Consider the following 26,413-nt stretch of genomic DNA (forward strand, 5'->3'; position numbering starts at 1 on the left):
CCGGGGGTGGGGTCCATGCAATGCCCAAAGTTCTTCGTCTTCATAACAACGGTTCCCAGCAGGTGCAGGGCTGGCAGAAAACCGCCCCCATCACCAGCACCGAAATCAATACCGTAACCGACCCTACGGGTGGGCGGGCCAAGAACGTGGCGGTCAGCATCCCGACGCCCTTTGCGCGGATGCACCTCTTCGAAACGGCCTTCGACTTCCTCGCGAGGGAAGGGCAGCGCAACCCCGGCTCGGTCTACCACGAGCTGGTGTCGCACTTCTGGGACCTGTTCGAAATCCTTTACAACTACAACCTCTACACCCAGGCTGGCCGCAAAATCACGCTGCGCCGCTGGAACGTGGAGTCGGAGCTGCGGCGGATGCAGGGCGACGAGGGTACCCGCCTGCTGGGCGAAACCCTGCGCCTATTCCTGCAGGACGACCGGTTCCGCGACTTTTCGGACATGTACCTCGTGTTCTACGAGTCGCCAAACCTGCCCGGCGGGCCCCAGCTGCTCGGTGGCACGTCGCCGCTGACGATGTTCTTCACGGCCCCGGCCGTGCGTCAGCTTGACTTAGAACGCGCCCAAGCCCGCGGCCACTACTTCGACAACCAGGTGGTACTGCTCGAGGACCGGTCCCCGGCTTTCCGGGAGTTTGTTTACGAGCTGTTTTTGGCTTATCCGCAGCTGCAGCGCCGCGATTTTGCCGGCAGCGTATTTGCCGGCCTCGACCGCAGCATCATCAACCAGATGCAGATGCGGGGCGACCATACAGCCCAGCAGTTTGCCACCAAGTACCCCGCCATTGCCGACTTCCAGGGTAACCTGGCCAGCGTGAAGCACGTGCCCCTGCCAAGCCGCGCCGACCAGTCGGCCGTGACCAGCTCGGACCTGTTCATTGCGCCCACCCGCCAGACCAACCAAAGCCGGCCCACGCCGCTGGTGCTGCGCCCCAACCTGACCATGCAGGGGGCCAACTACCTCAACGGCCAGCCCTGGGACGACCGCACGCCGGTGCCCTACGCCGACGAGCTGACCCTGGAAAACCGCGTGCTGCCCGGCAAAGGCTTTAAGTACCCGTACCTGACCGTCGGCGACTTCCTGGAAGATGCCCTGGTAGAGCTGCCCTACGAGCTGAATTCCCAGCGCTTCCACACCGGTAAGGTCACGTTCCAGTACGGGGCCGACACCCAGGGCCGGGCGCGGTTTCCGTACTTGCTGCCCCTGCGTCAGACCTTCTTCGAGTACTTCTCCGACCACGACCTGGCCGAGCTGCTCACCTTTACCATCGACCTGAACCACGTGCGCATCGCGCTGCGGATTCCGGTGCAGGGCGGCCGCTTCATCACCTTCGAGCGGAGCTACTACCAGAACCCCCAGAACCCCAAGGACGCGCAGGGTCGCGAAATCCCGGAGAAGGGCCGTATCGTGAAGGCCAACATCGGGATGGGCGTGTTTCCGTTCTACAAGATGCGGGCCCAGCCCGAGTACAACGACTTTTACAAAGTCATGCTCGTGGACGCCGACAACTCGCCCACGATGCTGCAACGCCGCTACGACCTCACGTTCTTCGTGAACGGGGAGCGGCTCACCGACCAAGGCGCGGCTAAGAAAGCTACTAAGTTTGAGCGCACCCAGAAGAGCGTTTCCACGGCTGGCAGCACCTACTACGAAATCACCGGGACGCACTTCGACCTGGCCGAGCTGACCTGCCCGCCGGCCTTCCACGGGGCGCCGCCGGCCCGGGGCCTCATCGTGCCGCGCTGGCGGGAGCTGGACCGCGGCACCCGCCGCTTCACCTTCGCCGTCGACTTTGGCACCAGCAACACCCACGTGGCCTATGCGGATGGCCCCTCGGCCCACCCGCGTCCGTTTACCATTGGCGAGAATGATTTGCAGATGGAGCTGCTCAACGCCCCGCTGCCCGACACCGGCTACTCGGCCTTCCAGCGCTACATGCGCGGCCCCGGCCAGCTGTTCGACATTCCGCTGATTCAGAACCGCGAATTCGTGCCCAGCATCATCGGCGAGGCCGGCTCGGTGTATGAATTCCCGATTCGAACGGCTGTGTGCGAGACGAACTCCTACGCCAACGAGCCGAGCAAAGTGCTCAGCAACATCAACATCGGCTTTAGCATCAACACCGAAACCGGGCAGCCGCCCCAGAACCGCTTCGTGACCAACCTGAAGTGGAGCGCCGAGCTGGACCCCCAGGGCGTAAACCGGATTGCGGCCTTCTTCAAGGAAATCTTGCTGCTGATGAAGCACAAGGCGGCCATGCAGGGCGGCATTCTGGAAGACACCCGCGTGGTGTGGTTTGCCCCGCTGAGCTTCGACATGTTTTTGCGCAACCAGTTCCAGCAGGTCTGGGACGAGGCCTTCCAGCAAATTTTCCGGGCCCGCCGCCCCACTCAGTGCATTTCGGAATCGGTGGCCCCGTACTACTACCTCACGGCTACGAACCAGGTAGTGCCCAACCGCGACGAAAACGTCATCAACATCGACATTGGCGGCGGCACCACTGACCTCCTGATTTTCGCCGAGCAGAAGCCCGCTTTCAGCTCGTCGTTTCGCTTTGCCGGCGACGACCTGTGGGGTGACGGCTACGCCCGGGTGCAGGGTGCACCCAAGCAGAATGGTCTGTTGCGCCTCGGCGTGCAGTACGTGGAAAGTCTGCCGGACTCGGAGGAAAATCAGGAGTACAAGGGCTACCTGCGGGCGGCCCTGCAAAACCCTGACTTCGGCTCAGCCGACGTGACTAGCCTGCTGTTTACCTACAACGACGCGCTGCGCTTCACCCAGAGCCTGGGCCTGGGCAAAGGGCGGCAGCTGCGGGTGCTGTTTTACCTGCACTACACGGCCATCGTCTACCACGTGGCTCAGCTTGTGCAGCACCTCGGCCTCAAGCCCCCGCGCTACCTGTGCTTCTCGGGTAAGGGCAGTTTGTACCTGCGTCTGCTCAGCGGCGGAGCTAGCATGGCCGCCATTGAGAAAATCAGCAAAGCTGTGTTCAAGGCCGCTACGGGCCAGGAAGCGCCCCAGAACTTCCGCGTTATTCTGGCCGACAACCCTAAGGAAGCCACTACCAACGGCGGCGTGCTCTTCGAGGAAAGCGCCACCAGTGCCGCCGACTTCGACCAGATCCGGACCGTGAAGCTTAACGGCGCTACCGAAGGCCAGGACATCGACACGGCCCGCCTGAAAATGCCGCAAGTAGATGCCGACCTTAAGCAGAGCGTCATCGACAACACCCGGCGCTTCCTGGAAATCGTGCTCGACAACGACGACGTGGCCCCGCTCATGCGCGAGGTGGGCGTGGACGTGGACCGCACCCGCATCAAGGAAATCCTGCTGCGCGAAATTGAGGACAGCCTCAACCTGGGCCTGCACCAGATTGGCCGCAACCTCGGCCAGGGCGAAACCCTGCCCGAAACGCTGTTCTTCTACCCGATGAAGCAGGCCTTGTACAACCTGAGCCGGGAGCTGATTTCGAACGGGTAGGAATCAAATCAGTAGTTGCTAGTGCTGCTGACTTATGAAATACATCTGCAAGTTGTTTCTGCTTCTTCTCCTGCCCCTGAGCTCTTGCTTTTGGGGCAGTGAGTTTGAAGAGGAACACATTACTGGCAAGTATTACACTTCAGGGTATGAGCATTGGCAACAGCCTATGAGTGCAGTTTATCTGTATTTCAAGGAAACTGATGATGAGGTGTCGGAAGCGTTAATCCCGGAGATGCTTGAAGCAGTAGGAGCCAATGAGAGGTATGTAGTCTTGAAAGGCTTTGGTGAAGACCATTACTACATTGCTAGAGTAGTATCTGGTGCCGACCGAAATACCGCACGCAAGAATATACTTGGCCCGCTTGATAAGAGTACCTTTTATCAAAAACTGCAACAGATGAATGGTGATACGGCCCTACGTTTCACGCACCATTATCAGATGTTGTAGCCCGTCTACTTTCCTTTCCCTTCCATATGACTTTTCCCCGCCGCCTTGTTTCCCTCCTTAGTGCTCTGCTGCTAACGGCTACCAGCGTGTCCGCTCAAACGCCCCTCGGCCAACCCACACTTGACGAGCAGAAGGTACAGATCTGGTGCGCTACGGTGCGCTACGTGTACGACGACAACAACCGCCCCAACCTAAAGAGCAGCCTGAACTGCGGCGGGTCGTTGCCGGAATTCGTGACCAGCATCAAGGCCGACAGCCAGAAGGTGTACAGCATGCTGTATCAGCCGCTCGAAGGCAAGGGCACGATGTACAAAGGCCTGGGCTCGGATAAGTCGCGCCTGCAGAAGCTAACCACCGAAATCATCAACAAGCTGCAGGCCTCACCCGCCCGCAAAGCCGACGCGGCTCGGATGGCTAAGCTCAACACGCTGAAAGAGCAGCTCGATACGTATCTGGCGAACGGAACCCCTCCCGCTGATCTGAACAGCGACGTAACTGCCGGTGGGGCCGATACCGAAGACACTTCCGTAGCCGACGAAGCCACGCTAGCTGCTGCGGATGCTGGAGCAGGGCAGGGGACCGTAGAAGCTAATACGATGGCACCTCGCCCGGCTGCGGCCAGTGAAAGCCTGATGAATAAGCTTTTCGCTCCGCTGGCTCTGATTCTGTCTTTGCTGAGCATCTTTCTCTACGTGATGCTGCGGCGCAGCATTAGCGCCCTAGGCACCCGCGCCGACCGACACCGTAGTGAACTGGAATCGGTGAAGGCGGCAGCTATGAGCGGTAGTGCGCCCTCAGCTGGGGTAATAGCGGCAGCCGGTGTGCCTAAGCGTATGACGCCGGAGTTGCAGCGCGAAATTGAGCGAATTGTGCAGCAGCGCGTGGCGGAAGAGCTTGCCAAGCAGCAACCAACAGCGCAGCCAGCCAAGGTGGAGAAACCCGCTCCGCAGCCAGCCGCTCAACCTCGTCCGGCCACGGGCCCGGCCCGGCCGGTTACTGCGGCCCCAGCGCAAGCTCCTGCGCCGGCTCGTCCGGTAGCTTCCGCGCCGGCTCCTGTAGCTTCCGCACCTCCCGCCCCGGCGCAAAACCAGTTTCAGAATATTGAATCGGCACCGACAACGTATGCGCCACCAATGCCGATGCAGGAAACGGCCCATACGCCGCAGCCAATTCCATCCGGCTCCCCAGCCTCAGCCCCGCGCGACGAATTCGACAGCCTCGTGCCACCGGTACAGCTGCCCGGCCCCGAAACCTGGGAAACTCCGGCCCCCGTGGCTGCAGCGCCCATTACGCCTGCCCCGACACGCTACTATGTGAAGGTGCCCGTGAATGGGGGATTTAGCGACTACGACCTACAGGATCAGCCCCAGCACGACAGTATCTACGAAATTACGCCTGACCCGAAAGTGCCCGAGCGGGCCACGTTCCGGGTGACTTCCAACACCAGCGTCCACGCCTACGCTATTCAAAGTGCCCAGTATTCGTTGCGTGAGGCTTGTGCCTACCAGCAGCCGAATGGCCCGGTGTCGCGCATCGTGACCGACAAGGCCGGGACGCTGATTAAAGGCAACGGAGCCTGGCAGATTGAGCTAAAAGCTGCTATCCACTTTGAATGAGCTACCGGGGAAGTCTGAACCGGGCCCGGCGTACTGATTTGCCTCTGGCATGGCGAATAAGCTCGTTCCGCTCCTGTCTGGTTTGTTGTTGTCGGCTGATAGGCCAACACCAGCCGCTCCCCCCGGACTGGTATAAAACGCAACTGCTGAAGTTTTACCAACTTCGGTTTGGAATAGGCCTTCAGCCAATGCCGACTGCCGATACGTTGCTGGCGGCTATTCAGGATTTGGAAAGTCGGCGTAACCAGTATTTAGCACGTATTCAGCTCTATCAAAAACGACGTATTCGGGAGAAAGCCCGGGCCTGCCGCCAAATTAGCCGCGTAGCGTGGCCCTATAATGGCTTTTTGCCCGATGATTGGCTGTTATCAAACGATACCTTTTTTGCATATTGACTCGCTGGTCAGCGCATTTGCGCTGACCTTTGCATTTCGCTCCCGTTCAAGTATTCATGCTCGAAATCATCCTCGAAGTCGTCGTCGTCGCCATCGTCGTGGGCCTGCAGATTCGCACGTTTCTGCAAACCCGTGCCCAGGCGCTACGACTCAGCCAACTCTACCCGGCCCGTGACGCCTTGCGTGTGGAGCGTCGCCTCGTAACGCCGGCTGGAATAGATTTGCCCGATTACGCCGCCGACGCGCCAGCCGATTCGTTTCTGGTTGACATTATCAAGGTTGATAACGTATCGGAGGGTTTCCGCGAAATTGTCGACGACACCAACGGCTACCTGCGCTACAACAAGGGCGCGGCCGACTTCAGCATCCTCAAAGACATTTCCGAGCGCCAGAGTCAGGTGCTGGAAAACGCGGTGCAGGCCAACGTGGCTACCCCGCTCTACCTGGGTTTGCTGGGTACGTTTCTGGGCGTAATTCTGGGTCTCGTAGGTATTGCCCGCAACGGCGTATCGGACGACGAAGCCCTGACGCCCTTCCTGACCGGGGTGCTGATTGCCATGACCGGCTCCTTCGTAGGCCTGCTGCTTACGCTGCTCGGCAATGGCCTCGTGCGCAACGCCCACCAGCAGCTCGACCAGGCCCAGAACAACTACTACACCTTCCTGCAGGCCCGGCTGCTACCCATTCTGCACTCGGATATGGCCGGCAGTCTGTCGAACCTGAAGGCGGTGCTCGACGCTTTCAACCAGGATTTTGTCAGCAAAGTCACGGTGTTCGAGCCCGTCATTGGCACGCTCACGGAAAACGTGAAGGTGCAGCGCGACTTTCTGATGCGGCTCAACGAAATCGGGTTCGATAAGATGGCCTCCGCCAACGTAGCCGTATTCGAGAAGGTAAGCCAGTCGGCCGAGATGTTTGGGCAGTTTGTGGGCTACCAGGAGCGGCTCAACCAGATGCTGGAAGACGGCACCGAAACGGCCCGGGCCGTGAGCAGCATTCTGGACCGGCTCGTGGGCTTCGAGCGAGGCATCAACAACGTGGGCCAGTACATTGGACAGCACGACAATTTAGTGCAGGCCCAGCTCGACTTCTTCCAGCGCCACCAGAAGGAAATGGGCAACCTGGCGGCCCGCACCGAGCAATACTTCGACGAAGCCACCGGCCGCCTCACCGACCTGATGCAGCAGCGCCTGAGCTTCCACGAACGGGACGCCCAGCAGGCCTACGAAAAGTGGCAGCAGCACTTCCAGAAGCTCAACGAAGACAACGTTTTCGACCGAATCCGCCAGTACCTGGAGCCCTTCAAGAACCTCAACGGCCAGCAAGAAGCCCTGAACCGTGACGTAACGGCCACTCAGCGGGAGCTGCTGCGCAAAATCGAGCTGGACTCCCAGATTCAGGCTAAGCTCTTGTCCGAGCTGTCGAACCTGAACACGGTGCTGGTCAAGGCCACGTCCAAGAACCGGTTTCAGCGGTTTATGGATAGTCTGTTTGGTGGCGTGCGGCCGCAGTGAGCAATGCAAATCAGTTCTCGTATTCAGCAAGCAATAGTCTGTTTGCAAACGGTGGGCTCTATTACGACGGATCAGCCGGAAACCTTCTTGACAGAGCTAAAGAGCTGCATTAGAAATCACGTTCAGGGTATACTTGACCATTATAGCCAGAATAGGCTTCAGCCGGAGCACACAACATTTATTCGGCTTTTTCAGGAAGCGCAAACAGCGGATTTACCAGTTTCGGCCTACGCCCTGGCCGAATGCAAGCGTAAAATCAATGAGTTGGTCATGGTTTGGACCGCAAGTGCGGAGCTACTATGGCATGCTGGTCGTGATTTGCACACCTTTATTAAATGCGTGAACGATGCGCTCTACGAGTTGGTAGTGTATAAAGTAGGCTGGTCGGAGGAAATTCAGCTTGAGCCGCTGGAAGCTTGGTATTCGGAACCGGAAGGCGAAGTAGTTATCAGTGATGTGCATCAGTGCCGGCGCGTAAATGGGGACACATATATGGGTTCAGCTACCTTGCGCCCTGCTACGAAAACTGAGGTAATAGCCGCCAAGCTGTATGACTACTATCAGAATTTAGATTAGCTGCCCACCTAATAACCCACCATGAACGACTCGCAAAACCGCTCTTCCAACGACTTCTTCTGGCCCAGCTACGTGGACCTGATGACGTCGCTTTTCGTGGTGATGCTGGTCTTGTTCGTGTATAGCTTCAAGCTGTTCAAGGACCGGGAGCACGACCTGAAAACGGCCAACGGGGAGCTCAAAGCCAAGGCCGAGGAACTAGAGCAGATTACCAAGATTCGCAACTCCCTGAAGCGCCTCGAGGGCCGCTACTTCAAATACGACCCGGCCCTGGAGCGGCACGAACTGCTGGTGCCGGTGCAGTTCAAGTCGGGCCGCGACGAAATTCAGGAAGCCTACAAGCCCGCCCTGCTGCAGGCCGGCCGCACGCTGCGCTCGGTGCTCAAAACCATCAAAACCGAGCAGCCGGTGCGCTACTTGGTTATTGTGGAAGGCATGGCTGCCCGCTACGCCGGCAATGATGCCCGCAACCGCGCCGAAGAGCAGCTCACCTACCAGCTTAGCTACCGCCGGGCCCTGAATCTGCTCAACTTCTGGAAACAGAATGGCCTCGACTTCAGCCAGGACAGCGGCGTCGAGCTCATCATCGGCGGCAGCGGTTTCTTCGGCACCGGCCGCTACCGGGGCGCTCAGGAGGGCCAGAACAAGCGCTTCCTGATTCAGGTGATTCCGAAGATTGGGCGCATAACGCGGCAGTAGCGCAAAGCGGAGCTTCGCGCTACTGCTTGGCCGAAACAAAAAGCCTAAATCTGCGTGCATTGCGGGTTCCGGGTTTATATTCGGGCCCATCCTCCTTTCTACGCTTCGTATCGTATGCGCAAACTATCCTATTCGCTGCTGGCGCTGTCGGCGCTGGCCTCTTGTAAGTCGACTCAACCGGCCAACGACGTAGCCGCGCGCCGGCCCCTGACCGAATTGCCTACTGCTGAAACCAATGGCCCCACCCGACGCGGCGCGGCGGCCAGCTTGCCCCAACTCACCGTGGAATACCCCAAAACCCGCAAAACCAACCACACCGACGACTATTTCGGCACGCCTGTTACGGACCCCTACCGCTGGCTCGAAGACCTTGACTCGCCCGAAACCAAGGAGTGGGTGACGGCCCAGAACAAGGTCACGTTCGGCTACTTGGAGAAAATCCCCTTCCGGGACCAGATTAAGAACCGCCTAACCAAGATGTGGAACTACGAGCGGTTCGGCATTCCGCAGGTAGAAGGCGAGAATCTGTATTTCTCCAAAAACGACGGCCTGCAAAACCAGGGCGTGCTGTACGTGCAGAAAAATGGGCAGGAAGGCCAACCTGACCTGCTGCTGGACCCCAACAAGTTTTCGGCCGACGGCACCACGGCTTTGGCCGGAACCTACTTCTCCAACGACCACCGCTACATGGCCTACGCCACCTCGGGCGGCGGCTCCGACTGGCAAAAGCTTAAGGTGCTGGACCTCAAAACCCGGCAGCCGCTCAAGGACGAGCTGCAGTGGGTGAAAGTATCGGGGGCGGCCTGGAGCAAGGACGGCTTCTACTACAGCCGCTACGACGCGCCCAAAGCCGGTCAGAACCAGCTCTCGGGCAAAAACGAGTTTCACAAGGTCTACTACCACAAGCTGGGCACCGCGCAGAGCACCGATAAGCTGGTGTACGAAGACAAGACCATGCCCCTGGGCTTCCGCACGGTGGGCACTACCGAAGACGAACGGTTTTTGGTGCTCTACACCACCGACGGCAAGAATGACGGCAACCGCCTGGCCGTGCGCGACCTGACTGACCCGAAGCAGGCCACCAAATTTACGACGCTGATTTCGAGCTACGAGCACAACAACTCGGTGATTGGCAACGTGGGCGGGCAGCTGCTGGTGCTGACTAACTATAAGGCGCCGCGCTACCGCATTGTGCTGATTGACCCCAAAAAGCCCCAGGAGGCCAACTGGAAAGAGGTAATCAAGCAAGGAGAAAATAAGCTCGAAAACGTGGAGCATGTGGGCGGCCGCCTCATCGTGACCTACCTCAAGGACGCCAGCAGCCAGATCAAGGTTTACTCCGAGAAGGGCGAATTTCAGAACGATGTGGAGCTGCCCGCCATTGGCACGGCCTCGGGCTTCGGTGGCCGCCGCGACGTGAAGAGCGTGTACTACGCCTTCACCTCCTTTGCCTACCCGACCACCATCTACCGCTACGACCTCGACTCGAAGCAAAGCACCGTATTCCGGGCCCCGACGGTGGATGTGAAGCCCGAGGATTACGTGACCACCCAGGTATTCTACACCAGCAAGGACGGCACGAAAGTGCCCATGTTTATCGTGCACAAGAAGGGTATCAAGCTCAACGGCCAAAACCCAACGTATCTGTACGCTTACGGCGGCTTCAACATTTCCCTGACGCCCGGCTTTAGCGTGGCCCGCATGCTGTGGCTCGAAAACGGCGGCATCCTGGCTATTCCTAACCTGCGCGGCGGCGGCGAATACGGCGAAGCCTGGCACCAGGCCGGTATGACGCCCAACAAGCAGAACGTATTCGACGACTTCATTGCCGCCGCCGAATACCTCACCGTACAGAGCTACACCGACGCCAAGCACTTGGCCATTGCCGGTGGCTCCAACGGCGGCCTGCTGGTCGGCGCTATCATGACCCAGCGGCCCGAGCTGGCCCACGTGGCTTTCCCGGCCGTGGGCGTGATGGACATGCTGCGCTACCAGAAGTTTACCATCGGCTGGAACTGGGCGCCCGAGTACGGCACTTCCGACAACTTCGAGCAGTTCAAGAACCTCTACAAATTCTCCCCGCTGCACAATCTGCGGGCCGGTACCACTTACCCGGCCACGATGATTACCACCGCCGACCACGACGACCGGGTAGTGCCGGCGCACTCGTTTAAATTTGCGGCCACGCTGCAGGAAATGAATGCCGGCCCCAACCCCCAGCTGATTCGCGTCGATGTGAATGCCGGGCACGGCGCGGGCAAGAGCACGGCCCTGCAGATTCAGGAGTGGGCCGATGTGTGGTCGTTTGCTTTCCAGAACATGGGCGTCAATCCGTATCCAATGGGGCGGTAAGCCGTAGGTAGGTTTCGCGGGAGTCGCTTCGTATCTTGCGGCCCCAAAGTCCCAAACGCCTGTCTTATTTCGGCTTACTATGAACAAAAAGTTCCTGCTCGGTCTGCTGACCGGCGCTTCGCTGCTGACGCTGTCCGTTACCTCGTGCAAAAACCCCGATAACGAAACCAATGAGGATGTAACCACCCAAGCGTTGCCTCCCATTCCGGCAGCTCCCGACACGACGGGCGGCAAAACGGCTCCTCAAAACGCTGCTACCCGCGAAATCAACTCGGTAAACGCTACCGAGGACATCAAGAAAATGCAGCCTCAGATGTAATTTCAGCCTTCGGGCTTTTCAGCCAACGCCCACTTGCCCTTTCGTCTGAGCAGGTGGGCGTTGGTGTGTAAAGGGCTTTTGCTTTACAGTTGCCCGTCATTCCTCGGCAAGCTCGGAATGACGTTCTTTTATAATTCCACTCCAGTTCACCCTCTTCTGATTCATGGCAAACATCACCATTCGGCGCGGTACGCCCGACGACCTGGCCCGCGTGCACGAGCTTATCGTGGAGCTGGCTATTTATGAGCGGGCCCCCGAGGAAGTCACCAACACGCTGGTCGATATGCACCGCGACGGGTTCGGGCCCGAGTCCATCTTCGGTTTTTTCGTGGCCGAAACTCCCGAGCAGGGCATTCTGGGCATAGCGTTGTTTTACACCGCCTACTCAACCTGGAAAGGACGGATGCTGTTCCTAGAAGACCTCGTCGTGACTGAGGCGGCCCGCGGTACGGGCATCGGCAAGAAGCTCTTTGATGCCGTGGTGGCCGAAGCCCGGCGCACCGGGGCCCACCGCCTGAAGTGGCAGGTGCTGGAGTGGAACGAGCCCGCCATTGGCTTCTACAAGCACATCGGGGCCAACCTCGACCCGGAGTGGTTCAACGGCAACCTCTCGGCCGAGCAGCTTCAGGCATACGCGTGCGACGCGGCTGTGGTAGCAGCCGTGGAGGCAAACACCTTGCGGAACGAGTAAGCCCAGAGCAGTGAAACTGCCAGCCAGGCCGTGCCGACGGCTGCGGCGGACATGAATAAGGCCGAGCTGCGCAACGCAAACAACAGCAAAGCCAACGAAACAACAACACGAACCGGCTCCAGCAAGTAGCCGGTTCGTTTGGCTTCGAAGAGGGCTCCGCAGGCTACGGCCGTCCACATGCACCAAGCGGCTACCGAGTAGCGCACGGCGGGCTCCATATCTTTCTGGGTGAACATGAACACGGCTGCCACACCCAGCAGCACTACGTACTGGAGCAGCACGTAGAAATTGACGGTGCGGGGCGCGCTGGTAGTGTACTTCTGCACCGTGGCCGCATCGACTTCCGGAATCTGGTAGGGGCCGCCCAACGCGGCAGGACGCCAGCCGGGCCGGCCAAACATGACGCGCACCTTATTCCAGAAGCCAGGCGTTTCGCGCAGCTGCTCCCGCATCTGGAAATAGTGGTTGAAATTAACCCACAGCGGGTTCCAGGACCGGGCCGGCGTAGTGATGCCGTAGACCGGCGTTTCCTCCTCCTGCTGAAAGGTGCCAAACATCCGGTCCCAGACAATGAAGGTGCCCGCGTAGTTTTTGTCGATGTACTTGGGGTTGCGGCCGTGATGGACGCGGTGGTGAGAGGGAGTGTTGAAAACCCATTCCAGCGGGCCCAGCTTGCCGATAAACTCGGTGTGAATCCAGAACTGATAGAGTGTAACCAGGGCCGAAACGTAGACAAAAAACTCAGTTTCGAAGCCCAGCACGGCCAGGGGCAGGTAAAACAAGAAGGTGAAAAAGCCCTGCAACGAGCTTTGGCGCAGGGCTACCGATAGGTTATAATCTTCACTCTGGTGGTGCACCACGTGGCCGCCCCAGAAGAAGTTGATTTCGTGGGAGTAGCGGTGGGCAAAGTAGTAGCACAAATCGGCCAAGATGAAGAGCACGATGCCCCAGACCCAGGTCTGCGGAATGTGAAACAGGGCAAAGTGAGTGTAGAGCAGCTCGTACATGCCGATGACCCCGACCTTGAGCAGCACGCCCGTAATCTGGGAGGTCATCCCGCAGCTGATGTTGGTAATGGCGTCGTGAAACCGGTACCGCTCGGTGTGCTGCAGCCGCTCGACGAGCAGTTCTACCCCGATTAGCGTGAAATAAATGGGAATGGATAAGACGATAGGGTTGATACTCATGGGTGGGAATAGTTAGGGTGGGAGGAAGCAGGTTGGAAAAGAAATATACTAAAAAGGGGCCGCTCCTGACAGGAACGGCCCCTTTCACTAGGCTGATTAGCAGCAAGCTGGACTTAATCTACTATTTCCAGCATGGTGCGGAAAGACGCGTAACGACCTCCGAAGTGCTTTTCCATCTCCCGAATCAGGGCCGGAGCAGCTACCTGCTGGTATTCTTCGAGCTGTTCCATGCTAACGCAGTAGTACTGGGAAGCATACGTGACGCCGTTGTCTTCTTCGTTGAGCATGCGGCACAGCTGACTTCTCAGGAAAAAGCCGGTGGCCATTACTTCGGGCATGTGCGTGTCGCGCATGTATACCAGCCACTCCTCGGCAATTTCCGGGTCCAGGCTGGTCGTGACGTTGTAAAGAATCATATGAGTTATTGGGGTACTAAGAAGCGCAGATTCGGAGGTTCAGGCAATGGGAAGCCGCAGCCGGAGCCACGGCGAAACAGACTAACACAAAAGTCGGCGGAAAAATCCAACTGCTTGAATATTTACCCCACCAGCTTCCCCGAAATCACACCCGTAGGTAGTCGAACTGGAAGTCCTGAATCCGGGCCTGAATGTCTTTTGGGCTCAGGTTTTCCTGGGCTGCGGCGGCTACCAGAGCCGGAAGCTCGGCGTCGCCGGCAAAGCGCAGAGACAGAATCTGCTTTATCTGGAGCCGAGCTTCGTAGGGGCGCAGGCTCTGACCGGTCAGCTCAAAGTAGCGCTGCCGCACTTCGAGCCGAATCAGGCGGTCTTGCAAACTCAGCGCATAATGCTGGCGCAGCATGATGAGCCCGCCCAGTGTAACGACGCCCAGCAGCATGACCGTAAACCACAGACGGGAAATTTCGTCGTCGTTGCCGGCCACGTTCAGATAGCGCCGAATCCCGTAGCCGGCCAGTACCAGGGCGGCCGGCACCAGCACGAAATGGTGCCAGGAGTAATACATGGGCTTGTTTTTGGTAGGCTTATCGGCCATGATGCAGAAGAATAGAGGTTAGAGAAAGGGTTATAAAAAACACTCCGGCCAGAAAGCCGGAGTGTAGTACTGACTTGCTTAACGGCCCGCCCCGCTCTGGGTTAGCGCCGGCAGGTTATTCTTCCAGGTAGTCCAGGTCTTTGCCGTAGCTCTCGGGCAGGGTGCTGACGGCCCAGAAAGCCACCAGCAACGAAATGACCCCGATAATAGCCGCGCTGCCAATAATGCCCAGCGGCTGCCCACCTACCTGCAGCCCCGAAAGAGCCTTAAAGATGGGCACCAGCAACACCACCGAGCCCCGAGCAAAGTTAGGGGCCGTGGTAGCCACCGTGGCCCGCAGGTTGGTGCCAAACTGCTCGGCGGCTACCGTCACAAACAACGCCCAGAAGCCTACGGTGAAGCCCAGCACGAAGCACACCCCGTAAAAAGCCGTAGGCGAAGCGCCGCGGATGGCAAATAGATATACCGCGCAAAGCAGCCCGCAAAGCACTAGAAACACTTGTAGCGCTCGGTTGCGGCTATGCAGCACCTGGCTGAGCGTGCCGCTGGCAAAGTCGCCGAAGACCAAGCCAAAGTAGCACCAGAACACGCCCAGACCGGCCGTCACCTCGCCCGTAATGCCCAGGGCCTTGCCAAACTCGGGAGCCAGGGTAATCAGAATCCCGACTACAAACCATAGCGGCACGCCGATGAGCAGGCACTTGAGGTAGCGGGCCAGGCGCGGACCGTTGGTAAACAAACTCAGGAAGTTGCCCCGCGAGGCTTCAGACTGCTTGACCTGCTCAAACATGCCCGACTCGTACACGCCCACCCGCAGCGCCAGCAAGGCCAAGCCCAGGCCGCCGCCCACGAAATAAGCCGGGCGCCAACCGTAGGTGGCTACCCAGTAGGCCAGCATGGCGCCGGATACACCCACGGTGGCCACTATCATGGTGCCGTAGCCGCGCTTTTCCTTGGGCAGGGTTTCGGACACCAGCGTGATACCCGCGCCGAGCTCCCCGGCCAAACCTATGCCGGCAATAAGGCGCAGCCAGGCATACTGGTCGATGGTCTGGACGAAGCCGTTGGCTAGGTTGGCCAGGGAGTATAGCAAAATTGAGCCGAAGAGCACCGAGAGCCGGCCCCTTTTGTCGCCCAGGATACCCCACAGGATGCCGCCGAGCAGCATGCCGCCCATCTGCATGTTAATCAGAAACAGGCCCTGGTTGGTAACATCGGCGGCTTTGGTGATGCCCAGCTCGTTGAGGCTCTGCACCCGCACGATGCTGAACAAAATCAGGTCGTAGATATCGACGAAGTAACCCAGCGAGGCCACGATGACAATGGCGCTGAATAGAGAAGCTGTTTTGGGGGCCGAATCGGGGCGGGGGGACGTAATGGCCATGCAGGAACGGGGCGGAGTGAGCAGGATTGGAAATGCAGATTACAAAGATTTACGCGCTCCGCAACTCATGATACTGGCGGCAACAGTCTTTGATTATGGCTTCGGCTACGTCGTAATCCATCCAACTGGCATCGTACTTACCTGGAACCAAGCCAGAAACTAGGAAGCCATAATCTTCACCACCCTCGAAAGACTGCATGTCTACGACGTCCATAAGACTAGTTTCCGCAATGGAAAAAGCCCATTCCTCCCAGCGGGCCCGGAAGTAAAACGGATAAGTATTTACTGTGCCTTCCGCCTGTACCGGGCAGTACCCCTCAATTGCGCCCACAAGCTTTAGCGCGACGGCGTCAATTTGGCGGAAGTGCTCTTTGGGTATCACGCGGATTGTTTTGTGGTGACGATGCTGTCTTCCTCGGCGTCGCAGCAGCCGTGGTGACCGGCTACGGCTGTGTCCTGTTCAATCTGGACGGTGCAGTGGCCGATGTTGAACTCGTGAATTAGGTCGTGCTGCAGGTTTTTGAGAAAAAGGTTAGCGTCGGAGCTGCCGGTGGGCCGCACTACGTGGGCTGTCAGGGCGGTGTCTTGGGTGCTCAGGGGCCATACGTGCAGGTCGTGGACTTCCGTGACGCCGGGCTGGGCCAGCAGAAACGTGCGCACCTGATTCAGGTCGATGCCGGCGGGTACGGCCTGCAGGCTGAGCTGTACCGTTTCGCGCAACAACCCCCAGGAGCTGTAGGCAATCAAGCCCAGGATAACGAAGCTGATGGCCGGGTCGAGCCAGAGCCAGCCGGTCCAGAACACTAGGCCGCCGCCCACCACTACCCCCGCCGATACCAGCGCGTCGGTGAGCATGTGCAGGTAGGCCCCGCGCACGTTTACGTCGCCCTTTTGCCCGCTGCTGAACAGCCAAGCCGTAAAACCATTGACGACAATACCCAGGCCGGCCAGCAGCATGACCAGTTTGCCATTCACGGGCTCCGGGTGGCGCAAATGTTCAATAGTTTCCCACAGAATAGCGCCCAGGGCCCCGTACAGCAAGGCCGCATTGATTAGAGCAGCCTGAATAGTGGCGCCCTTGTAGCCGTAAGTGTAACGGGCTGAGCTGCGCCGCTTGGCCAGCGTGGCCGCGCCCCAAGCCAGTGCCAGACTCAGCACGTCGCTCAGGTTGTGGCCCGCGTCGGAGAGCAGCGCCGAAGAATTGGCCCAGAGCCCACCGATAACCTCGGCGACGACGAATACAATATTGAGCGCAATGCCCACTGCGAAGGCCCGGCCAAACTCTGCCGGCGCGTGCGAGTGGTGATGGTCGTGGCTGTGGTGGTCGTGCGAGTGAGCCATACAGTGCGGGAAGTCTTAAAAGCAGTTGGCAGCAAGTTACCTGCTTGCTGCCAACTGCGGGGTATTCGGGAAAGTGCCTTTCAGAGCCGGATTCAAAGTTATCCGACGCTTAAAGCCAGCGGCGGGCTTTAGTTAAACGCCAGCGGTACCACCAGCTTCAGGCTCACGTTGCGGCCCATGTTGAACACGCCCCGGCGGCCGTTGCTCACGTTGTAAGCCGCGTACTTCAGGCGGCTCAGGTGGCTTTGGTAACCCACGTCGAAGAGGTTATTGGCCGTCAGGTAGAGCGAAAACAGGGTTTTCGCCTGGGCATTCACCACGTCGGAGCCCAGACCCAGGTTGACGAGCGTGTAGCCCGGCGTGCGGGTTTCGGTTTCGAAGGCGGAGAAAAAGCGGTTTTGGGCGAAGGTGTGCTCCACGCCGGCCCGGGCGTAGAGGTTGCCCAGCCGGGAATTGCCCACCTTGCGAAAATTCACCCGCACGGTTGACTGAAGCCGGTCGGCGGGAATAAAGGGCAGATACTGCTGACCTTCAGGCTGGTTGAGTTGCTGGGCTCGTACCATGGAAAACGAGTTTTCGAAGTGCAGCCAGTCGAGCGGGTGGGGGTGAATGTCGAGCGTGGCCTCGCCGCCAGCCAGCCGGGCCGTGCCTTGGGTATACTTGAATATCGGGTCACCTTCCTCACTCACGGCGTCTTCCAGCCGCTCGGGAAACACGTAGTTCTGAATCTGGTTGCGGAAGGCGTCCAGGCTCAGGCTGATGTGGTCGGTGCTGTAGCTTACACCGCCGTCGAACTGTAGGCTGGTCTCGGCCTTGAGGCCCGGGTCGCCGAGCTCGTAGCGGATGGTGCCTTCGTGAATGCCATTGGAGCCCAGCTCGGCAATATTAGGGGCCCGAAACCCGCGCGACACGTTGGCCTTGAGTAGCAGCTTCTCGGTCAGGTTGTAAGCCCCGCCCAGGCTGCCCGATACGTTGCGGAAGTTGCTGGTAAAGCCCCCAAATTTCTGCTCGCCTTCCCCGCTGCCTACTGGTTGCTCGGTGTCAGGGTCCAGGTAAAGCGCGTCGGCCGTGATGCGGCGCAGGTCGTAGCGCAGACCGCCGCTGAGGTCGAGGTTGCCGAAGGTTTTCTTGGTCACAGCAAACACGCCGCCGTCGAACAATCGGTAGGCCGGAATCAGAAATTCGACGCCCTTGTTCACGTTTTCCTGCCGCATGCCGCTCAGGCCAAACGTGGTGCTCCAGCCGCTCATCTCAGGCAGAAAGTAGCGGGCGGCGTAGTCCAGGGTGCGGAGCTGAAAAAACAACGAGGGGTCCTTGGGAGCCAGCACGTCGCCAAACTCCCGGCGCAGGTTCTGCTGCCAACCCACGTTCACCGTCAGCCGGCTCTGGCCCAGGATGAAGTTGTTGTCGGTACCGATGCGCAAGTGGTTAACCTGCTGCTGGGGCACGTCCAGGTCATAGCCGCGCAGGTCCTGGTCGGTTACAGGGACTTCGGCCACCGCGTCGCCGCCCACGTTCACCAGCTTCAGAAACTGGCCGGTTTCCTCGTCCCGTTCCCCTTCCACCAAACCCAGCTGCTGATTAAACGAGTTAAACGTCAGGTGGGAATAGCCCCAGCTTTTGTTCAGGCCTACGTAGCCGTTGCCATCCAGCTCCCGAAAACCGGAGTTGTAAACGCGGCCATCGTAGCGGTTGCGGTAGCTGCCGGCTATTTTGCCGCTGCCCCGCACCAGCCAGTTGAAGCCATTTAGGTTGCCGGCGTTCATCAATGAATAGCCCTGTAGGTGGTTGTTTGTTTGGTAATTAGCTGCCACAGAGCCCAATACTTTGCCTTCCTCCACCGGGTCGGGCGCCAGGAAGTTGACCACTCCGGCCATACCGTCGGAGCCATAGAGCAAGCTGCCCGGCCCCTTGATAATCTCTGCCCGGTCAATGGCGTACTCGTCGATTTCGATGCCGTGCTCGTCGCCCCACTGCTGGCCTTCCTGCTTGGCCCCATTGTTCAGGGTAATGACGCGGTTGGAGCCCAGGCCCCGGATAACGGGCTTGCTGATGGCCGCCCCAGTGGTAATTTGGGCCAGGCCAGGCGTGTGGGCAATGGCGTCAATGGCGTTGGTGGAAGCGGCCTGGTTGAGTTGGTTATGGTCCACGACGGACGTAGGGACTGGGGAACGGCGCATTTCGGTAGACGCCGATACACCCGTTACCACCACCTGTCCAATTTCGGTAGCGGCCGTAGCCAGCGCTACTTCTAGCGGCTGCCCGGTGCCGGTATCCACGGTTTTGACGAAGGTATTATAGCCGATAAAGCGTACCTGCATCAGAAAGCGGCCCTGAGGCAGATTGGCAAATCGGAAAGAGCCGTCGGGGCCGCTGGTGGTGGCCTGGCGCAGGTCCGGAAATACGATGGTGGCCCCGGGCAGCGGCTCTTTAGTCGTGGCATCGAGTATCCGGCCGGTGGTGGGCACGGCCGCCACGCGGGCGGTGCGGGGAGCAGGAGTAGATAGGGTAGGAGCGGGCGGCTGGGGTGTTTGGGCCAATACGGTGCCCGAAACAGCAAACAGGAGCAGGCCGGGGGCCCAGGAGGAAGGATGCATAATGACTACAAAAACGCCGTAGCGCATGAACGGGAAATGAGGAGAGAAGATGCAGCCCGCAAACAAGAAAACATCGACCATAGGCCGATGTCTTCGTTAAGCTCTCCAAAACCAAACCAATTGGAGACGTCGGGCCCGGCCGAAACCGGACCTTACTATCAAAATTTGCCCTAGCGGACGGCCGTCGGGAAAGTCACTTCCACGTCGGTGTCGCCGGGGGCAAACGTGCCATTTTTAGAGCCGGGCTGGTGCCGCAGCGTGATTTTGAGGTTGCCCGTAGTGCCTGTAGCATTAGCCGCGCCAGCTGCCACGCTGGTTTCGAGGCCCACTGCCAGGCCTTTAGCATCCTTATCGGTTGGGGTAATAGTGAGGTTCACGCCGCTGGGCTCGAAGAAGAAGATGTGCTCATCGGCCTCCTCCTTGATTTCGTCAGAGGTATTGACCACCGGGTTCTTGGTTTCGTCGAGCAGGACCAGCTTGCCGGTATAAGTCGTACCAGCAGCCAGCGTGAGCGTGCCGATAACCGGGGCGGCGCCACCGTCGCCGTCCGGGTCGCGGTACTGCACCGTTATGGGCGTGCCGCCGCCCACCGGGGTCAGTTCGTAGCGCACCGTCGTGATTTGCTCGTTGTCGTCGTCGGGCTGCGGGTCGTCATCGTCTTTTTTGCAGGCTCCGAGTAAGGGAGCAACCAACAGCAGGGCTAACCAGGATTTCTTGATCAAAGGATGTGTCATGGGTGAAAAAGGAAAAGAGGAAAGGAAGGATTAATTCGTTTTGTGGCTCAGCTCCAGCGGTATATGCACCCGCAGGCTCACGTTGCGGCCCATTTCGTCGGTGAAGTAGCGGTAGCGGTTCAGGTAGTCGCGGTAGCGCTGGTTGAGCAGGTTGGAACCGGCCAAGCTCACTTCCAGCGGCAGGCGGCCCCAGCGAATAGTGGTGCCGATTTCCGCGTTGAGCAGAGCGTAGCCAGCCGGCGGGGCTAGCAGGTCGCGGGTTTCGTAGTTATCGGGCACCCGGGTCTGGCGGCCTACGGCGTACACGCCGGCCTGGGCGTAGCGGCCCGAGAGCCGGCCTTGGTCGTGGCCCCAGGTGTAGCGTAGCGTGGTTTCTAGCCGGTCGGCAGGCATCAGAATCTGCCACTCGTCGGCGCGGGTGTCGCGGGTGCGCACCACCGAGCCCTTGGCCGACAGCAGCCAGTCGGCGGTGAGCTGGTAGCTGCTGCTCAAATCCAGGCCGCGGAAGGTGGCGTCGGTTTGTAGGTACTGCCAGCTGATGTGGCTGCCGCGCACGGTTTGCACCGGCTCGGTCAGCGGCACCTGGTAGATAAAGTCTAAAATACGGTTCTGGTACACTGTCACCTCGCCGTTGAAGCGCGGATTGGCGTGCCAGTTAACGGTCAGGCCGGTATTCAGGGCCGTTTCGGGCATTAGCGGTGTGGCACCGGGCACCAGGTCGTTGCCCAGTTCATACATGCCGTTGTGCACGCCTTCGCTAAACCGCTCATTGGCTGCCGGGGCCCGCCGTGTCAGGCCCGTGTTCAGGCTAAAGGTGAAGTGGGCCGATGGGTCGTAGGTAGCGCCCACCGAGGCCGCTGGCGTAGTGTACTGAAACCGGCTGCGGTCCACGAAGAAGGCGCCAGTAGCGTTCCGGTCGCCGCGCTTCACGGCCAGGTCGCGCCGGTCGAGGCGCAGGCCGCCTTCGAGCAGCCAGGGGCCGTGTTGCCATTTTTCAATCCAAAAGGCCCCGCCCACCAGGTTGGTGTAGTAGGGAATAAACTGCCGGCTGCCGTTGGCGTAACGGTTGGCTTGGTAGGTGCCGGCTACGCCCACACTGCCGCGGAAATGGTGCCAGGGCTTATGTTCCCACAGCAGCTCGCCGGTACTGGTGCGGTTGGTGTAGCTCAGCTCGGGCTTATTGAGGCTGGCTAAGTTGTCGTTGCGGGGCCGGAATTTATCATACTCGTCTCGAAGGTCCGTTTGTTGGGCCAACGTGAGCTGCAACTGCCCCGCCGTGCCGGTTTGCACAAAGCCCGTGAGCTTGGCTACGTCGTGACGCACGTGCTGATACGCCCGGTCAATGGCGTAACTAAAGCCCGTAGTTTCCAGGGGCTCAGTCCGGGCAATGGCCAGCAGCAGGTCAGTTTTGCTTTCGGCGTGCGAGGCCGGTAGAATGCCGATACGGGTGTTGAACTGGCTGTAGAAAACTTCCAGCCCGTAGGTCGGCTTGCGCCAGCCCACAGCCCCGGAGAAGTTCCGTTCAGAAAAGCCCGAGTTCTTCAGGTAATAGTCGGGAGTACGCATAGTGCCGGCGCGCCGCAAGGTACCCTGAGCCCGCCAGCTTAGGGCCGGCAGCTGGCGCAGGTTGCCATCGAGCGTGCCCGAGGCGGCACCCAGGCCGTTGTTACTCATACCTACTAAGCTGAGGTCGGCACTGGTGCCAGCCGAGTCACGCAGGGCCTTGGGCTCTACCAGCACCACGCCGCCAATGGCATCGGAGCCGTAGCGCACACTGGCCGCGCCTTTTACCACTGTCAGGCGAGAGGCAATGAAGGGGTCAATTTCCGGTCCGTGCTCCACGCCCCACTGCTGACCTTCCTGACGCACGCCATTGTTGAGAATCGTGACGCGGTTGGAATGCAGACCATGCACCATGGGCTTAAAGATGCCTGGCCCGGTCTGGATGGCCGTTACGCCCGCCAGCTGCCGCAGGGCCTCGCCCAACGCTTGGCCTCGGGTCTGCTGTAGCGCCTGACCCGCTAATTCGGCTGTGGGCTGAGTCGTGGGCGCGGCGGTCCGCTGGCCCTGCACTACCGCGCTCTTCAGCAGAATAGCATCGGGATGCAGCCGAAAGTCCCGGATAATGGCTTCAACCACGCGCACTTCGGCTGCCTCGCCGCTGTAGCCGAGGTAGGACACTTGCAGGTGATACAGGCCCGCGCACAGGTGAAAGTGGTAGTTGCCAGCCGCGTCCGTTTGGGTGGCCTGCTGGGTTTCCAGTACCACCACTGTAGCGCCCGGCAGCCCCTGTCGCGACTCATGGTCGAAGACGCGGCCACTCACGGAGAGCGTGCATTCGGGCAACTGCTGGCTAGCCTGCGCTACGGTGGTAGCGGCCATCAGCCCCAGCCACAGTGCACACGCTGCCCTAGCGGCTGCCAGGAAGCGAAAAGTCATAAAAAAGGGGAAGCCAGTGGGTAAAACCACTGCTGCGCACAGTAGCTCAGCGGCCTAAGACTACGCTGAGCACCAGCCCAATCGGGTGCGAAGGCACGAATTGCAGGCTAGCAGCAGCTCATTACGTGAGTTATTACCCCTGGCTCGGAGGGCCGCGCAGGTCGGCAGTCAATCGGGTGGCGGCTAACCACACGGAGGTGCCCTGCTCGGCGGCAGGCACGCCATAGCTCGTAAACAGCGTAAACTCCAGGAGCGAAGCCGCCTGGAAAGGCACGTCGTAGAAATGGTCGACGGCACAGTGCTGGTGCTTAGCCGTGAGCAGGGCCTTGCCTTTGGGGGCTCCGGGCTGCTGAGTGGCTTCCTCCGTCGTGTGCTGGTGTGCGTGCATGGCCAAGACCCACGTATCCGGCAGCAGCACCCGCGTAAAGCAGAGCAGCAACAGAATAGCTAACCGGGACCGAAGTGCGTGCATTTGCAACAATGTGTCAGGAGTCGGCTCAAAGGTAAAACAAATTACGAATCAGCAAAACATGATGAATTTCCTGTACGGCAGCCAATGGTAGTCCTGGTTAGCTTGAATATAGTGACTTGTGCATGAATATTTTAAGTGCGGCATATCAGTCATCCGCAACATAAGCTGGCAGCCCCATGGCTTACTTTATTCCTATCAGCATTGATGATCCGACTGCAGAAGGAAGGAGAAGGCAAAGCAACAGGGTGCTTACGTGTTAACAACAAGTTGGTATATGATAAATGCAATAAAACGATTTTGTAATAAGAGCTATAATAAGCATTGTCTTGAGGGGTGCTTGACATTAAGTACAACTTTTATTAAGTTGCTGACTCTATTCCCGCTCGTATTTTTAAACTGTTAAGTAGCTGAACGGTTATAAAGCCTGCTTGAGCCAGTTGAATGGAGGCGTAGCCGAAAAGTTATAAAACTGACTTTTGCCTGCCGTATCTTTGTTGTATTGCCAGCTGCTGGGTAGCAGCTGGAATTGCCTCGTATGACCAAGCCCGATTCTCTCCTTCTGCACTATGACAATGGCTTGCGCTTGTTGCGCTGGCAGTGGCACGGTCCTATTCACGCGGCTGAATTCCAAGCTGCTTTTTACTATCTGACAGAACTATCAAACAAAGAGAGGGTTAGGCGCTGGCTGATAGATACTACCGACATGCCCGTGGTAGGCATTGACGAACAGGCGTGGCTGAGTGAAACGTGGTTGCCACTTTTTGCCAAGCTTCAGGTAACCGACATTGCCATTATTCTGCCGTCCAGTTTGCACAATCAGCTGGTAGTTGAAACCATACTGGCCGACGGCCAGCGCTACGACTGTGGAGAAATTCAATTCTTCTCCGACGTTACCTCGGCCCTCGACTGGCTGACGAACTCCTCCGGGCGTGGGCCGGAGCTGGAACTGGAGTGGCTGCAGGAGCACCGGGCGGAAATAGAAAAGTTAAATAAGCCAACGCCCGGTAGATTGCCAGTTCCGGTTAGCCGTTTCCCCGATACGTTCTAGTCAGTTAGGAAGTAAAAGCAGTGAGAATCGTCCCGGCCCCGGACGATTTTTCTTTTTGGGTAGAATCAGTTTGCGCTGTCAAACTGGCAGGAGGGGAGTCATGGAACAGGTTTTGTGACGGCCGGCTGGTACGGAACGCGGGCTGGCGAGGCTGGCGTTTCGTCCGGATTCTTATTTCAAACCCTTTTGCCAACGCGCTATGCAAGAGAAAGGTAGCATCTCGATTCATACCGAGAATATCTTCCCCATCATTAAGAAGTTTCTCTACTCCGACCACGAAATCTTCCTGCGGGAGCTGGTTTCCAACGCCGTAGACGCCACCCAGAAGCTCAAGAGCCTGGGGCAGCTGGGAGAGTTCAAAGGGGAGCTGGGCGAGCTGAAAGTAAAGGTGAGTGTGGACAAGGAAGCCCGTACCATCACCATTTCGGACCGCGGCCTGGGCATGACGGCCGAGGAAATCAAAAAGTATATCAACCAGATTGCCTTCTCCGGCGCCACCGAGTTTGTGGAGCAGTACAAGGAGAAGGACACCGCCGCTAAGGATCAGATTATCGGGCAGTTTGGTCTGGGTTTCTACTCGGCCTTCATGGTGGCCGACAACGTCGAAATCTTTTCCAAGAGCTACAAAGACGATACGGAAGGCGCCCACTGGACCTGCGACGGCAGCACTGAGTTCAGCCTCGAAACAACTGACAAAACCGACCGGGGTACCGACGTCGTGTTGCATGTAGCCGCCGATTCGGATGAGTTTCTGGAAGCGGCCCGCCTGCGCACCATCCTGACCAAGTACTGCAAGTTCTTGCCCATCGAAATCGAGTTTGAGGGTGAGGCCATCAACCAGACTCAGCCGATCTGGGCCAAACAGCCCTCCGAGCTGACCGATGAGGACTACACCAAGTTCTACCAGGAGCTGTATCCTTTCTCCGAGCCCCCGCTGTTCTGGATTCACCTGAACGTGGACTATCCGTTCAACCTGACCGGTATTCTCTACTTCCCCAAGGTAAAGGACGAGCTACAGTTCTCGCGTAATAAGATCCAGCTCTACTCGCGGCAGGTGTTTATTACCGATGAGGTGAAGGACGTGGTGCCCGAGTTCCTGATGCTGCTCCACGGCGTGATTGACTCGCCCGATATTCCGCTGAACGTGTCGCGCAGCTTCCTGCAGGCCGATGCGGCGGTGAAGAAAATCAATACGTACATCACCAAGAAGGTCGCCGACAAGCTGGCTGAGCTCTACCGCAAGGACCGCACGGGCTTCGAGGAAAAGTGGTCCGACATTGGGCTGTTCGTGAAGTACGGCATGCTCTCCGACGACAAGTTCTACGAGAAGGCCAAGGATTTCGTACTGCTGCAGAACACGGCTGGCAAGTTCTTTACTCTGAGCGAGTACCAGGAATTTGTGCAGGCCAACCAGAAGGACAAGAATGAGCAAACTGTGGTGCTTTACACCACCGACCCCGAAACCCAGCACAGCTTCGTGCAGGCCGCCCTCGACCGGGGCTACGACGTGCTCAAGCTCGACACTGTGCTCGACTCCCACTTTATCGGGCAGCTGGAGCAGAAGCTGGAGAAGGTCACCTTCAAGCGCGTCGACGCTGATACCATTGGCAAGCTCATCGAAAAGGATGAGGCTACCGAGAGCGTACTCAGCGACGACGACAAGACTAAGCTGCAGCAACTCTTTACTACGGCCATCAGCAACCCGCAGATGAACGTGCAGGTTGAGGCCCTGTCGCCCCAGGATGCCCCGGTTATCATCACCGTACCCGAGTTTATGCGCCGCATGAAGGACATGCAGCGCGCCGGTGGGGGAGGCGGTATGCAGATGTTTGGTTCCTTGCCCGATACCTACACCGTGAGCGTAAACGCCAACCACCCCGTGGCCCAGCGCGTGCTCAGCACCGATGACGAAGCTAGCCAGAAGCTGGCCCGCCAAGCCTTTGACTTGGCGTTGCTGGCCCAGGGCCTGCTGAAAGGCGAAGCCCTGACTGCCTTCGTCAAGCGCAGCGCCGACCTGCTGACGGCGTAGCGGTGAGATAGTGAGGTGGTGAACTGGTGAGCTGTCATTCAAATGGCGCCATCCACACCTTACGCTTTAA

At 58.8% G+C, this 26,413-nt stretch carries 21 protein-coding genes; 11 read left to right on the plus strand and 10 right to left on the minus strand.

Annotation, left to right across the window (positions count from 1 at the left end):
• Window positions 1-20: 20 nt before the first annotated feature.
• The 9 genes from MUN80_RS06590 to MUN80_RS06630 all read left to right on the plus strand — a co-directional run bounded on the left by MUN80_RS06590 (window position 21) and on the right by MUN80_RS06630 (window position 12,101).
• A complete protein-coding gene (locus MUN80_RS06590; protein WP_244721273.1) occupies window positions 21-3,491 on the plus strand; it encodes a hypothetical protein in 3,471 nt (1,156 codons plus the stop codon).
• A gap of 34 nt (window positions 3,492-3,525) precedes the next feature.
• Complete coding sequence (locus tag MUN80_RS06595) at window positions 3,526-3,939, plus strand: hypothetical protein (RefSeq protein ID WP_244721276.1); 414 nt, start codon at window positions 3,526-3,528, stop codon at window positions 3,937-3,939.
• Window positions 3,940-3,965: 26 nt separating this feature from the next.
• A complete protein-coding gene (locus tag MUN80_RS06600; RefSeq protein ID WP_244721279.1) occupies window positions 3,966-5,555 on the plus strand; it encodes a hypothetical protein in 1,590 nt (529 codons plus the stop codon).
• Window positions 5,556-6,006: 451 nt separating this feature from the next.
• Window positions 6,007-7,464 carry a hypothetical protein gene (locus MUN80_RS06605; protein WP_244721287.1) on the plus strand — a complete coding sequence of 486 codons (1,458 nt, stop codon included), beginning with the start codon at window positions 6,007-6,009 and terminating at the stop codon, window positions 7,462-7,464.
• Window positions 7,465-7,467: 3 nt separating this feature from the next.
• On the plus strand, window positions 7,468-8,040 hold the full coding sequence (locus tag MUN80_RS06610; protein ID WP_244721290.1) for a hypothetical protein: 573 nt from the start codon (window positions 7,468-7,470) through the stop codon (window positions 8,038-8,040).
• A gap of 21 nt (window positions 8,041-8,061) precedes the next feature.
• A complete protein-coding gene (locus tag MUN80_RS06615; protein WP_244721294.1) occupies window positions 8,062-8,739 on the plus strand; it encodes an OmpA family protein in 678 nt (225 codons plus the stop codon).
• A 114-nt stretch (window positions 8,740-8,853) separates the two neighbouring features.
• Window positions 8,854-11,091, plus strand: coding sequence for a prolyl oligopeptidase family serine peptidase (locus MUN80_RS06620; RefSeq protein ID WP_244721301.1), 2,238 nt, complete (start codon window positions 8,854-8,856; stop codon window positions 11,089-11,091).
• A 79-nt stretch (window positions 11,092-11,170) separates the two neighbouring features.
• The gene (locus MUN80_RS06625) at window positions 11,171-11,410 is read left to right on the plus strand and encodes a hypothetical protein (protein WP_244721303.1); all 240 of its coding nucleotides are present in this window, start codon (window positions 11,171-11,173) and stop codon (window positions 11,408-11,410) included.
• 163 nt (window positions 11,411-11,573) lie between these two features.
• Entirely contained in the window at window positions 11,574-12,101 is a 528-nt protein-coding gene (locus tag MUN80_RS06630) for a GNAT family N-acetyltransferase (protein ID WP_244721306.1), read from the plus strand.
• On the opposite strand, the gene MUN80_RS06635 is transcribed toward MUN80_RS06630, so the two are convergent.
• The 10 genes from MUN80_RS06635 to MUN80_RS06680 form a co-directional block, all read right to left on the minus strand.
• Entirely contained in the window at window positions 12,035-13,288 is a 1,254-nt protein-coding gene (locus MUN80_RS06635) for a sterol desaturase family protein (RefSeq protein WP_244721309.1), read from the minus strand. The genes MUN80_RS06630 and MUN80_RS06635 overlap by 67 nt on opposite strands.
• Before the next feature lie 113 nt (window positions 13,289-13,401).
• Window positions 13,402-13,704, minus strand: a complete 303-nt coding sequence (locus MUN80_RS06640; protein WP_244721313.1) for a DUF4286 family protein — start codon at window positions 13,702-13,704, stop codon at window positions 13,402-13,404.
• Between the two features lie 145 nt (window positions 13,705-13,849).
• Window positions 13,850-14,299: a DUF6526 family protein gene (locus tag MUN80_RS06645; protein WP_244721315.1), complete on the minus strand. Its 450-nt coding sequence runs from the start codon at window positions 14,297-14,299 to the stop codon at window positions 13,850-13,852.
• Window positions 14,300-14,414: 115 nt separating this feature from the next.
• Entirely contained in the window at window positions 14,415-15,683 is a 1,269-nt protein-coding gene (locus MUN80_RS06650; protein ID WP_244721318.1) for an MFS transporter, read from the minus strand.
• A 49-nt stretch (window positions 15,684-15,732) separates the two neighbouring features.
• A complete protein-coding gene (locus MUN80_RS06655) occupies window positions 15,733-16,065 on the minus strand; it encodes a hypothetical protein (RefSeq protein ID WP_244721321.1) in 333 nt (110 codons plus the stop codon).
• A complete protein-coding gene (locus MUN80_RS06660; protein WP_244721323.1) occupies window positions 16,062-17,024 on the minus strand; it encodes a cation diffusion facilitator family transporter in 963 nt (320 codons plus the stop codon). The genes MUN80_RS06655 and MUN80_RS06660 overlap by 4 nt, the downstream gene beginning before the upstream one ends.
• A gap of 128 nt (window positions 17,025-17,152) precedes the next feature.
• Window positions 17,153-19,648: a TonB-dependent receptor gene (locus MUN80_RS06665; protein WP_244721326.1), complete on the minus strand. Its 2,496-nt coding sequence runs from the start codon at window positions 19,646-19,648 to the stop codon at window positions 17,153-17,155.
• Window positions 19,649-19,791: 143 nt separating this feature from the next.
• Complete coding sequence (locus tag MUN80_RS06670; RefSeq protein ID WP_244721329.1) at window positions 19,792-20,355, minus strand: hypothetical protein; 564 nt, start codon at window positions 20,353-20,355, stop codon at window positions 19,792-19,794.
• A gap of 30 nt (window positions 20,356-20,385) precedes the next feature.
• A complete protein-coding gene (locus MUN80_RS06675) occupies window positions 20,386-22,794 on the minus strand; it encodes a TonB-dependent receptor (RefSeq protein WP_244721332.1) in 2,409 nt (802 codons plus the stop codon).
• Window positions 22,795-22,927: 133 nt separating this feature from the next.
• The gene (locus tag MUN80_RS06680; RefSeq protein ID WP_244721335.1) at window positions 22,928-23,266 is read right to left on the minus strand and encodes a hypothetical protein; all 339 of its coding nucleotides are present in this window, start codon (window positions 23,264-23,266) and stop codon (window positions 22,928-22,930) included.
• 535 nt (window positions 23,267-23,801) lie between these two features.
• Between MUN80_RS06680 and MUN80_RS06685 the strand changes: the two genes are divergently transcribed.
• The gene (locus MUN80_RS06685) at window positions 23,802-24,314 is read left to right on the plus strand and encodes a hypothetical protein (RefSeq protein ID WP_244721338.1); all 513 of its coding nucleotides are present in this window, start codon (window positions 23,802-23,804) and stop codon (window positions 24,312-24,314) included.
• A gap of 199 nt (window positions 24,315-24,513) precedes the next feature.
• Window positions 24,514-26,343 carry a molecular chaperone HtpG gene (htpG, locus tag MUN80_RS06690; protein ID WP_244721341.1) on the plus strand — a complete coding sequence of 610 codons (1,830 nt, stop codon included), beginning with the start codon at window positions 24,514-24,516 and terminating at the stop codon, window positions 26,341-26,343.
• Window positions 26,344-26,413: the final 70 nt, after the last annotated feature.

The organism is Hymenobacter cellulosivorans, from assembly GCF_022919135.1.
In the GTDB taxonomy this organism is placed as follows: Bacteria; Bacteroidota; Bacteroidia; order Cytophagales; family Hymenobacteraceae; genus Hymenobacter; species Hymenobacter cellulosivorans.